The organism is Saliterribacillus persicus (assembly GCF_003337485.1).
Classification (GTDB): domain Bacteria; phylum Bacillota; class Bacilli; order Bacillales; family Amphibacillaceae; genus Saliterribacillus; species Saliterribacillus persicus.
On record NZ_QPJJ01000001.1, the window covers coordinates 144,564 to 156,957 of the forward strand.

General features: G+C 36.6%; 10 protein-coding genes. All 10 read right to left on the reverse strand.

Annotated elements, in window-relative coordinates:
* Nucleotides 1–15: 15 nt before the first annotated feature.
* The gene (locus DFR57_RS00620; protein WP_114351199.1) at nt 16–816 is read right to left on the reverse strand and encodes an ABC transporter ATP-binding protein; all 801 of its coding nucleotides are present in this window, start codon (nt 814–816) and stop codon (nt 16–18) included.
* Between the two features lie 737 nt (nt 817–1,553).
* Nucleotides 1,554–3,608, reverse strand: a complete 2,055-nt coding sequence (locus tag DFR57_RS00625) for a glycosyl hydrolase 115 family protein (RefSeq protein ID WP_245937340.1) — start codon at nt 3,606–3,608, stop codon at nt 1,554–1,556.
* A gap of 244 nt (nt 3,609–3,852) precedes the next feature.
* Nucleotides 3,853–5,022, reverse strand: a complete 1,170-nt coding sequence (locus DFR57_RS00630) for a Gfo/Idh/MocA family protein (protein WP_114351200.1) — start codon at nt 5,020–5,022, stop codon at nt 3,853–3,855.
* Nucleotides 5,010–5,972, reverse strand: a complete 963-nt coding sequence (locus tag DFR57_RS00635) for a sugar phosphate isomerase/epimerase family protein (RefSeq protein WP_114351201.1) — start codon at nt 5,970–5,972, stop codon at nt 5,010–5,012. Before DFR57_RS00635 ends, DFR57_RS00630 begins: the two co-directional genes overlap by 13 nt.
* Before the next feature lie 18 nt (nt 5,973–5,990).
* On the reverse strand, nt 5,991–6,821 hold the full coding sequence (locus tag DFR57_RS00640) for a carbohydrate ABC transporter permease (RefSeq protein WP_245937341.1): 831 nt from the start codon (nt 6,819–6,821) through the stop codon (nt 5,991–5,993).
* A complete protein-coding gene (locus tag DFR57_RS00645; RefSeq protein WP_114351202.1) occupies nt 6,818–7,705 on the reverse strand; it encodes a carbohydrate ABC transporter permease in 888 nt (295 codons plus the stop codon). Before DFR57_RS00645 ends, DFR57_RS00640 begins: the two co-directional genes overlap by 4 nt.
* A gap of 48 nt (nt 7,706–7,753) precedes the next feature.
* On the reverse strand, nt 7,754–9,019 hold the full coding sequence (locus DFR57_RS00650; protein ID WP_114351203.1) for an ABC transporter substrate-binding protein: 1,266 nt from the start codon (nt 9,017–9,019) through the stop codon (nt 7,754–7,756).
* A 19-nt stretch (nt 9,020–9,038) separates the two neighbouring features.
* On the reverse strand, nt 9,039–10,034 hold the full coding sequence (locus tag DFR57_RS00655) for a Gfo/Idh/MocA family protein (protein ID WP_114351204.1): 996 nt from the start codon (nt 10,032–10,034) through the stop codon (nt 9,039–9,041).
* 181 nt (nt 10,035–10,215) lie between these two features.
* Nucleotides 10,216–11,328, reverse strand: a complete 1,113-nt coding sequence (locus DFR57_RS00660; RefSeq protein ID WP_114351205.1) for a LacI family DNA-binding transcriptional regulator — start codon at nt 11,326–11,328, stop codon at nt 10,216–10,218.
* A 42-nt stretch (nt 11,329–11,370) separates the two neighbouring features.
* The gene (locus DFR57_RS00665) at nt 11,371–12,378 is read right to left on the reverse strand and encodes an NAD-dependent epimerase (RefSeq protein ID WP_114351206.1); all 1,008 of its coding nucleotides are present in this window, start codon (nt 12,376–12,378) and stop codon (nt 11,371–11,373) included.
* Between the last annotated feature and the right edge of the window lie 16 nt (nt 12,379–12,394).

Here is a 12,394-nt window from a genome sequence, read left to right on the forward strand (position 1 = left end):
TTCTCCACCTCCTAATTAATTTGCTTGCATCTCCATTTGTTGACTCTTTAAAACTTCTTCAGACAACATCGTTAATGCCTCGTCCTTTAATTCAATAAATTTCTTTGATGTAATAATATTGGGCTTTCTTGGTCTCTCTAAGTCAATTTTCAAGCGGTGTTTGATCTTGCCTGGCCTTGCTGTCATAATGTAAACCTCATCTGATAAGTAAATAGATTCGTCAATATCATGGGTGATAAATAAAATGGTCTTTTGAAAATCATCCCAAAGATCAAGTAACCATTCCTGCATGTTTGCCCGCGTCTGCGCATCGAGTGCCCCAAATGGTTCATCTAATAAAATGACGTCTCTGTCATAAAGAATAGTTCTTAATAGTGCCGCACGCTGTCTCATTCCGCCAGATAACTGAGAAGGATAGCTGTATTCAAATCCTTTTAAACCATAGCGATGAAGGAGTGGGATAGCTTTTTCTTTTGCTTCCTTTTTTGGAATTCCGATAATTTCCATTCCTAGAATGACATTTTCTAAAATAGTCCTCCAAGGTAGTAATAGATCTTTTTGTAACATATATCCTACCAGTCCGGATGTTCCAGAAGCTTCTTCTTTATCAATTAATAGTTCACCATCACTTGGTTGATCTAATCCAGAAATGATATTAAACAACGTTGACTTCCCACAACCACTTGGTCCAATAATGCTTATAAACTTATGATCTGGAATTTTCATAGTGATTTCATCTAACGCCTTAACCGTTTCACCTCTAGAATTAAATTCTTTTGATACGTCTAATAATTCTAATTTATACTCATTTAGCATTTTCCCTTCCCCCCTGCTTTGTTGTTAAATTAATCTTATCACCGGAAGATATCATTTAGTTTTTGGTTTTTCCGATAGGTTTTAGTTAGATTATCTTACATTTAATGAAAATCATTAGATAGATGTAAGATGATATAACATAACTCTTAAAACTAAAAAACAACCGTTAAATGTAGAAACGTAGCATCGCCACATTCACATCCTTAACGGTTGTTTTATCATTACTTTATCTATACCTTTTAATAAGCTATCTTTCTTTTTAATGACTTGTCCAAATTTTTCACCGTACGACTGACCCCCTTCTTCCTTTATTACTTTCTCTCTACTTGTTCGATATGAAATCCAAATCGTTTCTCTAAAGCCTCCTTTTGTCCTGCTAAAATATGTTTGTTGCTTGAACTCTTTTTTTAACCACCTCCACCTTTAGTAAAAGTTATCTCTCACTGTAGTGCAATCTTTCATAGGTGTTGAAGACTCTACCCTTTTTTCTTGTCACCTCCAAGCTTCGTTTTATATTTCTTGTAATAAATCTAACATGCTAATTGTAAATAATCATTAATCTTGTCAGAACTTGTGACAGCATTTTTACTAAAGCTTTACTTTCTCATTCCATAAAGAGATTTGACTCTTTTTTCTAAAGTGTTGTCGCTATCTGGTTTTTTTGAAATCAATTTCTGAGATTGGGACTTGATTATCTAGCTTTCCTTTTAAAAATGAAAAGAGCCAAACTAACTTCTCTAGTTTGACTGTTTTTTAGCAAATAATTTTTCACTTAATCGCTGCGCTAGCTTGTCATCCGATAGCGGTTCGCGATGGGTATTTTCTAAATATATATGCTTTTCTTCTTCTGGCATCAGGTATTGTTTATACCATAAAAAGAAATCCGGACTATCTCCATGCATTCGTATAAATTTTCGTAAAGCATCCAAACTTTCAATTGTCCGCTTTATATTTGTTAACCAATCAGCCCTATAAAAATTCTTCCATTTACCATGTTCCGACTTCTTTAGTGCTTCTATTCCTCGTTGATATTCCCAAATTGCGTACGAAGCATAAACAAAGCTTTCTGGGTATTGTTCTTTTTGAAAGTGAGCATACGCCATACTTAAATGATGCAGTCCCGAATTTCCTGAATCATGCAATTCTACTTGAACATGAAATTGATCATAGTCGCGTTGTTGATCAGATGGTGTTAACTGATTCAACAATTCCCTGCTCGATGCATTTAGTTTCTCCCATTTTTCGCGTGCATCTTTCGTAAGTTGTCCAAACCACGCTACTTGTTTTTCAAAAGAGACAAATCCCGTAGCCCAAATTAACTCTTCACATGTTGAATCATTATTAGTCATCCATTTCCCAACGATTAACCTTGCTGGGTGATGGTAAATTTCTTCTCCAGCACGATTATCAGCGTGTTTTCCGTAAGTAAGCGTTGCATCAAAATATGCTTTTATATTATTTTTCAGCTTATCATAATGGGAAGAATAAAATCTTTCGAGATAGGCTGTTAAATGTTCTTCTATATTTAGATCACCAGTATTCCAAAGTTCACTTACCATATCTAGTGGATAGGTATGCATCCGAATATTTCCACTGTTCAGTAAAACATAATCATCTCCACCTTGACGAAATACTTCTTTTAATTCTTCTTTTATTAAGTCTGGCTCATTTGGAAACATGGTTAGATGATTGGATGCTTGTAAGTCATGAAAGGTTATATGATAATAGATTCCTTGCCTCCCAAAGGATTTCCCTTCTGGAAGGGATGAAATCCGAAAATCCTCATTTCCATTCCGTCTGGAAACCATTTTGCCATACCCATTATCAGCCCAAACTTTGATAATATCCTCAGGTAAATGCAACATTCCTTTACGATATAATTCAGAAAGCTCCCCATATAAAGCAACACAGCATTCTGGATGATCTATGTATTGATGTAATAATTCTAGCTGACGATGAAGCACGTCACTAATTAACTGACCGCGTTTCTCATCGGTATCATAAGACGGATCTTGAGACCAAAAGGGTGCGTCCCCCTGTCCACGAAAGGATAGGACCCAAATTACTTTTTTATCCTTTTGTTCTTTAATCGCATCTTCCCATAGCTTTTCATATAAATCCGGATGCTGTTTGTAGCTCGCCTGTTTATCTGGGTACGCACGTTTGAACATCTCTGCTCCTAACGGTTCCGCATGATGGTGTGTAATCCATAAGCCCATTTCTGATGCCAGAGCCCAGTGAACTCCATCCTTCGGCAAATCTGTACCAGGAATAACCATATTTCCTCCAAGACGAAGAAGGGTTTCAAATACTGGATACCAAACCTCTTTTTCTGGAGGGTACTCCTTTGCCCAACCGATTAAACACACTTCATCATTTACAAACCAACCGCGATATTTTACCTTTTTAGTAGGAGAAATAATTTCCTTATTGTGAATTTTCACTTCTTGTCGTTGCTTCAATTCAATGTCTGCAAAATACCAAAATGGATCAACACCTAAATACTCTTTACTGATAAAAAGTAATCCATAAATTACACCAAGATCATCTGCACCACGAACTTCCATAATTTGTTCCTTTCCTTCTGACCGAAAGTTTATCTTATATCCTTCTTCTTTAAGCGTTCTGTCGTAATCAACTATAATGAGACTCTGCTTAAATTTGTTTTCTCTATTTTTCAGAAATACTTTTTCCATATCTCTCTTTAGCATATCCACTGCATGTAAAACAGAGCTAGGCATTTCAGAATCTATTTTCAGCAATGTATCCGCATTCATTATAAAGTAATCCACATTATCCCCTCCCGACTTCTTTGAATAGCTATCTTCTAAATTAGATACATACTAGTATACCAGATTTGCTAAAGGTAGTCAGTAAGGTAGGAAAATGTAGTCTTCACCAGTGTGGTCCATCTTTTTGTTGATTTTTATTTTTTCAGAAGGCATAATTTCTTTTTTGAAAATTCAATAATTCCCGAACAAAAATGCCCAGCAAACGGCAGGGGGTAAAAAATCCGATTTGCTGAGCATTTTAATATTAAGAACCTATTTCTATCCATTTTTTATCTTTAGCTGATTGCTCAATTGCCTCTAATAAAATTTGATTTTTAACGCCATCTTCAAAATTAGGAGAGGGTTGATAATCGCCGGCTATTCCTCTAAGAAATTCATCCATTAAATGAATAAAGGTATGTTCATATCCAATTATATGACCTGCTGGCCAGTAGGCCCCGACATATGGGTGGACCTCTTCTGTACAATTAATCATCCGGAATCCTTGAACACCTTCTTCATCATCAGTAAAGTAGACTTCGAGATTATTCATATTTTCCATATCCCAGCGAATAGAACCTTTTTCACCATTTATTTCGAATTTATTTTTGTTTCGGTTTCCCGCTGCAAATCGCGTTGCTTCAAAGTTTCCTAAGGCACCATTTTCAAACCTTGCTAGAAAACTTGTCGCATCATCGACTGTTACTTCACCCATTTCTTCTGAGTTCCCTTTCGCACTTAAGCCGCCTGTCATTTCACCGATAGGTCTTTCTTTGATAAAAGTATCCATCGTGCTTACAATTTCTTTGAATTCACCAATTAAAAACCTTGCTAAATCAATACTATGGGCGCCAATATCGCCTAATGCACCTGAGCCTGATATTTCTTTTTGCAGGCGCCAAATTAAAGGAAAATTAGGATCAATTATAAAATCTTGCAAGTAACTACCACGATAATGATAAATCTTTCCGAGTCTACCTTCATCGATCAATTGTTTCGCATATTGCACAGCAGGAACAAATCGATAATTGTGACAAATCATATGTTTTACACCATTTTTTCTCACAGCTGTTAACATTCGTTTAGCATCTTCTACATTTAAGGCTAAAGGTTTCTCTGTAATAATATGCTTTCCAGCTTCGGCTGCAGCTATAGCGATTTCTGCATGCGTATGGTTAGGCGTTACGATATCAATCACATCAATATCATCGCGCTTAATGAGTGCACGCCAATCAGTCTCATAAGATTCCCAGCCCATTTTTTTCTGTGCTTCTTTTACTGCTTCTTCGTTTCGTCCTGATATGGCTTTTAACACAGGTTTTAGTGGATTATCAAAATAAAAAGGTAAGTCACGATAGGCATGACTGTGTGCTTTTCCCATAAACTGATAGCCAACCATACCAATGCGAATCTCTTTTTTCTTTACGCCCACCATAGATTTTTAGCTCCTTCCCTTATGAGCATATTATCTAAAAAGGAAACTGCTTTTGAAAAGCCTTCATCTTCACTCATTAGACCATCTTCATGTTCGATACTAATCGCACCATCATATCCGATTACTTGTAGTGCACTAATTATATCTCTCCACTCATTCTCCCCATGTCCATAACCGACTGTGCGAAACACCCATGAACGGTTAGCAATATCCTTATAGCTTTTCGTATCTAATACACCATTAAGTTCTGTATTACGAGGTTCAATTTGCGTATCCTTTGCATGAAAATGGAAAAGTGAGTCACCAACATCTTTAATCGCTTGTGCTGGGTTCATCCCTTGCCAGAAATAATGACTCGGATCAAAATTGACACCAATCTTATCGCCGCATTCCTTGCGAAGTCTTTTTGCTGTTTCATTATTATAAACAACAAATCCAGGATGAGGTTCAATCGCTACTCTCACATTATGTTTTTCTAGTAACTGTTGTTGTTCTTTCCAGTATGGAATCACTTTTTCCTTCCATTGCCAATCAACTACATCTGAAAAATCATTTGGCCATGGACAGGTAATCCAAACGGGATTCCTAGAATAGTCGGATTCACCAGGACAACCGGAGAACGTCACGATCGTATCCACATTTAATTTTTCAGCTAACTTAACAGTATTAACAAATTCCTCATGGAAGCCATCAGCGATTTCTTTATTTGGGTGTAACGGATTTCCATGACAGCTAAGTGCACTAATTTTTATTCCACGATCATCAAATGCATTTTTAAATGCCTTTAGTTTACCTTCATCCTTCAGTAATTCTGCCGGTTTACAATGTGCATCACCAATATAGCCACCAGCTCCGATTTCGACCGTTTCAAGTCCTTTACTTTGAATATGATCTAGCATTTCTTCTAATGATAAACCTGAAAATAAAACTGCAAAAACTCCCAATTTCATGTGAATTCCTCCTCGATATTATTTATCTGATCCAGCAGTTATTCCACTTACAATATGCTTTTGGAATAATAAGAAAACGATAATGATTGGTGCTGCAGCAATTGTTGATACAGCCATTAACTGATCCCATTGCGTTCCGTATTGCCCAATAAATTTTGTGATTCCCATCGTAAGTGGTCTCACCTTTTCATCCGTAGCTAACGTTAAGGCGAAAATCAAATCTCCCCATGCAAATAGAAAACTGAATGTACTTACCGTTAAAATAATTGGTTTCGTTAAAGGTAAGATGATTCTAAAAAATGCCGTAAATATATTACAACCATCAATTACCGCCGCTTCTTCTAATCCCTTTGGAATCGATAGAAAAAAGGGCCGCATAATAACGATGGCAAATGGCAAGGCGTTCGTCGTATTACCAACGATTAACGCCAAATAACTATTTACGAGATCAATTTTACTAAACAGAATATACAGTGGCATTGCCATCATGATTCCGGGTATCATCTGCGTTACTAAAAGGATAAGCAGAAATATATTCCCCCACATTAGCCGAAATCTTGCTAAGGCGTATGCACATGGCAAGGCTAATAAAAGGGTTAAAAATGCCGTTCCTGCTGCCACTATGAATGAATTTCGAATATATGGCAGTAAACTCTGATCTTGAATCAGGTTTTTGTAATAGGCGTCAAATTGAATCGTTTCTGGAATAATCATTGGTGGTGACGAAAAGATATCCGACATCGGCTTTACAGATGTAGTAATCATCCAATAGATTGGAAAGAGAAACACCATCATAATGATGATAGCAACCAGTAATAGAAGATATTGTTTTAGAGTATAATTTCTCACTGTGCTTCCTCCTTCTTAATCATCCACAAATATAGAAGCGCGATGCAGATTAAGATGAATAGTATTACCGTAGCAATTACTCCACTTTCACCAAAGTTAAAATTAACAAAGGCTAGTTCATAGCCGTAAAATGGCAATACTTGTGTAGCGTTAACCGGGCCACCGCCAGTCATAATGAGAATAATATCAAAGACCTTAAAGGTGTAAATGATCCCTAATACTAAAATGATCATTAATTGCGGACGTAATAATGGCAAGGTTACGTTTAAAAAAGTTTGAAATTTGTTTGCACCGTCAACTTTTGCTGCTTCATATACATCCTTTGGCAAGGATTGCATCGCAGCTAATATCAGGATCATGTTAAAAGGAATCCCGATCCATACATTCGTGATAATTACCGCCGTTAACGCTGTGCTTTGTTGCCCCAGCCAGTTAATTGGTTCATCTACAATTTGAAGTGTTGTTAATAAATAGTTGAATACGCCATAATCCACATCAAACAACCATTTAAAAAGGGAACCAGTAATAACTAACGGTGTCATCCAAGCTAATAACATAATCGATCTGAAAAAGTTTCGAAACGGAAATTCTTGATTTAAAAAGGCTGCCATTAAATAACCTATAACCACTTGAAAGAAGATACAGGCAGAAGTATAAATAATCGTATTTTTTAAAGCGATCCCAAACCTTTCAGTCTGCAGAATATTGATGTAATTATCCCAACCAATAAACTTTGCACCCGATTTTAAATTCATTAAAGTCAAATCCTGAAAACTTACAATAACGTTATATACGATTGGATATATCATAAACATCGCAACAAACAATGCAGCTGGTATTAGAAACAAATATTGTGGAAACTTATTTCGCATTTGTCCATACATCAGTAAACCCTCCAATCATAGAAAGAGGCAAAAGCCTCCCTCATGTTTCTATGGAAGTAACGGTTCAATATCTGCTGCCGCATTCTCCATAATTGTATCCACATCTTCACCAGCTATCGCTCGTTGTATTGCCTCTTGAATATGTGTTGAAATTTCAGGATAATTTGTTCCATATGCTCTCGGTTTAGCCGATTCTAGTTGCTCCATAAATACTTTTACATGTTCATCTTGCGCCCAATTATATTGATCATCATTAGCTACATCTGATCTACTAGGAAGTCTTCCACCTAATTCGTGCATCGGTCCATATATTTCTGGTTCTTGTGTCCATGCAATAAAGTCCCACGCTTCGTCTTCAGCTTGTGCGCCCTCTGTTATTGCCCAGTTTTCTCCACCTAGAATAGATGCTGTGCCACCTTCACCTGCTGGCATTAGGAAAACACCCCAGTCTAAGTCTGGTGAATTCTCTTTTAGCATAGGAATTTGCCATGGACCATTCTCCATCATTGCTGCCTCTTCATTTTGGAATTGAACGAGTACATCAGATTGATCCCAATTGATCATGTTTGAAGAAATGATGCCATCGTTTACCATGTCCTGAATAAACCGCATGGAGTTTTTCGCTTCTTCACTTCCAAAGGAATCTAAATCAGCACCTGCTTGCCATAAATAAGGTAAGTACTGGAACGTGCCTTCTTCACTTTTTACGCCTGACATTGCAAATCCATTTACTTCATCTGTAGTTAGTTGCTCTGCTACTGATCTGAATTCTTCCCAAGTCTCAGGTGTTTCTTCAATCCCTGCTTCTTCAAACATCGTTTTATTGTAATAGATTGCTAATGCATTACTATTGTTTGGTATGCCGTAATATTTTCCATCTAACATCGCAGAAGCCATTGGACCTTCAAAGTATTGATCCGCTTCTCCCCATGCCTCTACTTTATCTGTAATATCAGCAAATACGCCAGCTTGTGCAAATGATTGGTGATCTGGATTATCAATTACCACTATGTCCGGAAGTTCCCCAGCTCCTAGTCCTTGTAGTAATTTTGTTTTTAAATCAGCAAACGGCATATACGTTCTTTCAAACGTAATATTTGGATTTTCTTCTTCATACTGTTCAATTAAAGCCTCTTGCTCTCTATCACTTGAGGACCCTGGCTCCATATAATCCCATATTTTAATCGTAGTTTGTTCTCCCTCTGAACCTTCGTCCCCACTTGTTTCTTCGTCTCCACTTCCGTTTGAATCTGAGCATGCACTTATTACTAAGACCAAGAAACCTACTAATACCATCCATACTAACTTCTTCATAAAAACCCCTCCGTTTTTTTTAAGAATATTTATTTAATGAAACCTCACTACCTGTTTTTAATGATTCCAAAGAAGCGCTTACAATTTTGAAGCTATTAAGGTTGTCTGCTATAGCAGTTGCTGGTGTTCTCTTTTCTTTTATTGCTTGAATCAGTTCTGTAATAGAATAGGTGCGATCGCTATGCTCCATTTCTGGAATCGGTAGATTTGCTTCCGTTCCATCAGAACCAATGAACACCGGTCGGTCCGAAGTTAAGACTATCACGCCTTTTTCACCATATAGCTTCACATCTCCATTCCAGGAAGTTTCTGGTCCGCTTGTTACCCAACTGCCAAAGTAATTTATTAAGACACCTTCAAACGTCATCGAAATACTCGCTGTCGGATTTCCATTAAACCAACTCCATGATGGCCGCATACTTTTTGCATAAACAGTAGTGGCGTTTTTTCCTAGTAAATATCGCATCATATCAAAATGGTGGATACTCATGTCTTCTATCAGAATTTCATCATAATGATCGCGCCATCCACCGAATTTAGTAGCTCTCCTAAAATTCCATTCCACGTATTCAATTGGTCCTGCCAATTGCTTGTCTACAGCATTTTTAAGTGCTTGAATGACTGGTCGGTAACGATAATTCTGACTAATCATGACATGCTTGCTATAGTCTTTTGCAAATTCATTTAAGGAAACCGCATCTTCTAGATTATGCGCAATTGGTTTTTCCATAAATACATGTAAGTCATGTTCTAATGCTGCCTTTGCAATATCTTTATGTGTTTGTGGCGGGGTAACAATAACCGCAACATCTGCTTTTAATGATTGAAATGCTTCCACATGATTATTAAAATAATCTACTTTTGTTCCATTTAATACTTTTTCTGCCTCGATAAGGTTTGCTTCATCAACATCGACAACTCCAACTACTTCAACCTGATCATGATCCTTCAATAATTCTAACCAGGATAATCCAAACCCCCCTGTACCTACTTGGATAACTTTTGTTTGACTCATTTTTCCACCCGCTTTTTCTGAATTTTCTAATTAATGATGTACGTTAATCATTTTTAAGGAAAATAAAAAGAAGTATGTAACTTCTTTTATTTCCGGTTAAAAATGTAAGCGTTTAATTAATTTTTATACTAAAGCATAATATGATGTACGTCAATCATTTTATTGAAACTTTTTTAACCTACTAGTTTATAAAAGTAACTCCATTCCCAGTAACACCTGATTTCACAGCAGATTTATTCTTATTAAATTTTGGGGCATACTTCTCATTTAAATAATATTTAGCATTGGACTTCGTTACAATTTCCAGTTTAACGATCGTATCTGTTAGTTCACCTTTAATATCACCATATAAATAATCAAAAACTTTTTTAACAGCCACTGATGCTTGTGTGACTGGATCCTGGCAAATCGCTGCAGAGATCGTTCCTGTTTGGATAAAAGAATCGATGAAATAATTTATATCATGTCCGATTAACACTTGATTATTGCTGACATCTTTTTTACGCATATAGTCTGCAACTTCACCTAAGATGCCATTTGCAACATATATTCCATCAGTTTTTTGGATTTTCAATATCTCTTTATCCATGCATTTGTCTACTTTTGTACTATCTATTCCCGCAATCTGGATTTCAGGATTAAGCTTATGATCGGAAAAGAATTGGCGAAAACCTTTTTCTTTATAAATCATTTGATACGTATCTTCCTTTTCTCTTATCAAAGTCACTGTATTTAATTTTCGTTGACATAAATGAATCAGTTCTGCGGCCAAGTAGCCCGCATCAAAATAGTCACTTCCAACATATGCCTTCCTTCTGCTATTTGGGACGTCATTATTAAGTGTAAAAATAGGAATGCCTGTTTCAACGCCTTTATTGATAATATCAACAAACGGATCTGCATCATGTGGGGCTATCACAATAGCGTCAAAGGATTCTTCTTGCACAACTTTTTTGAAATATTTCAATTGGTCATTGCCTTGTATTGTATCCACACGCTTTACTTTTACTCTGAAACCAAAATCTTCATATAATTGTCGCACATTTTTAATTTCTTGTTCTATTTCATCCCAAAAATAATAAGGCACAACAGGAAGTAAGAATAAAACTTTTAATGTTTTCTGTGTAGATAAAAATTTAGCTGCTTTATTTGGTTTATATCCCATTTCATCAGCTTTTTCTTTTACTTTTCTTATTGTACGATCAGCTACCCCTTTTCGGTTATTCAAAACCCTGTCCACCGTAGCGGTCGAGATACCTAATTCCTTTGCGATCATCTTAGCTGTTACGCGCATTCTTTCACCTCCTTTAATCGTTTTAATTATTTATGAAAGTCATTATAACTTATAATATACTTTATACCACGCAATAAATTTTTCAAGTCCTACCTCTATATTAGTCTTTGGCTGAAAGCCTGTTACTCGTTTTAAATCATCGATATCGGCATAGGTTTTTTTCACGTCCCCTGCTTGCATATCCAAAAATTCTATATCAGCCTTTTTATTCAAGTGCTGTTCAATTGTGTGAATAAAATCAAGAAGCTTAACCGGTTGATTATTCCCAATATTATAGAGACGATACTTGGCTAAGCTGGTTCTGGAATCGGGGGCACTTGAATCAAATTCCGAGTTCTCGCTAGGAGCATGTGGAAGTAAATCTACAATGCCGGTTGTAATGTCATCGATATAGGTGAAATCCCGTTCCATCTCTCCCTTATTAAAGACCTGAATTTGCTGCCCTTCCACTATCCTTTTCACAAATGAAAAATAAGCCATATCTGGCCTACCGTATGGACCATATACCGTAAAAAAACGTAGTCCTGAAACGGGAATATCATATAAATGGCTGTAGCTATGCGCCATCATCTCATTGGATTTTTTTGTTGCCGCATATAGGCTGACAGGGTGATCGGTTGTGTCTGACGGTGAAAATGGCATGTGGGTATTTAATCCATAAACGGAGCTTGACGATGCGAATATAAGATGGCGGACTGGGTAGTGACGGCAAGCTTCTAAAATATGAATAAATCCCGTTATATTTGTATCAATATATGCTTTTGGATTTTCTATGCTATAGCGCACACCAGGTTGTGCGGCCAGATGGATGACTTCTGTAATTGATTCAGCTCTAAAAAGCTCCATAAGTTGAGCATCATCACAAATATCCATTTCAAAAATGGTAAAGGAAGCATATTTTTTTAACACCTTCACTCTATCCTTTTTTAATTTGGGATCATAGTATTCATTTAAATTATCAATTCCTATGACAGATTTCCCTTCCTCTAATAGCTTTTTTGCTACATGCATGCCGATAAATCCAGCTGCACCGGTTACCAATATTGTCATGATAAGACCTCTTTCT

Excerpts from the sequence above, each read along its gene's own strand:
- DFR57_RS00620 (WP_114351199.1), bottom strand. The coding sequence starts at position 816 with ATGCTAAATGAGTATAAATTAGAATTATTAGACGTATCAAAAGAATTT.
- DFR57_RS00630 (WP_114351200.1), bottom strand. The coding sequence starts at position 5,022 with ATGGTGGGCGTAAAGAAAAAAGAGATTCGCATTGGTATGGTTGGCTAT.
- DFR57_RS00635 (WP_114351201.1), bottom strand. The coding sequence starts at position 5,972 with ATGAAATTGGGAGTTTTTGCAGTTTTATTTTCAGGTTTATCATTAGAA.
- DFR57_RS00645 (WP_114351202.1), bottom strand. The coding sequence starts at position 7,705 with ATGTATGGACAAATGCGAAATAAGTTTCCACAATATTTGTTTCTAATA.
- DFR57_RS00650 (WP_114351203.1), bottom strand. The coding sequence starts at position 9,019 with ATGAAGAAGTTAGTATGGATGGTATTAGTAGGTTTCTTGGTCTTAGTA.
- DFR57_RS00655 (WP_114351204.1), bottom strand. The coding sequence starts at position 10,034 with ATGAGTCAAACAAAAGTTATCCAAGTAGGTACAGGGGGGTTTGGATTA.
- DFR57_RS00660 (WP_114351205.1), bottom strand. The coding sequence starts at position 11,328 with ATGCGCGTAACAGCTAAGATGATCGCAAAGGAATTAGGTATCTCGACC.
- DFR57_RS00665 (WP_114351206.1), bottom strand. The coding sequence starts at position 12,378 with ATGACAATATTGGTAACCGGTGCAGCTGGATTTATCGGCATGCATGTA.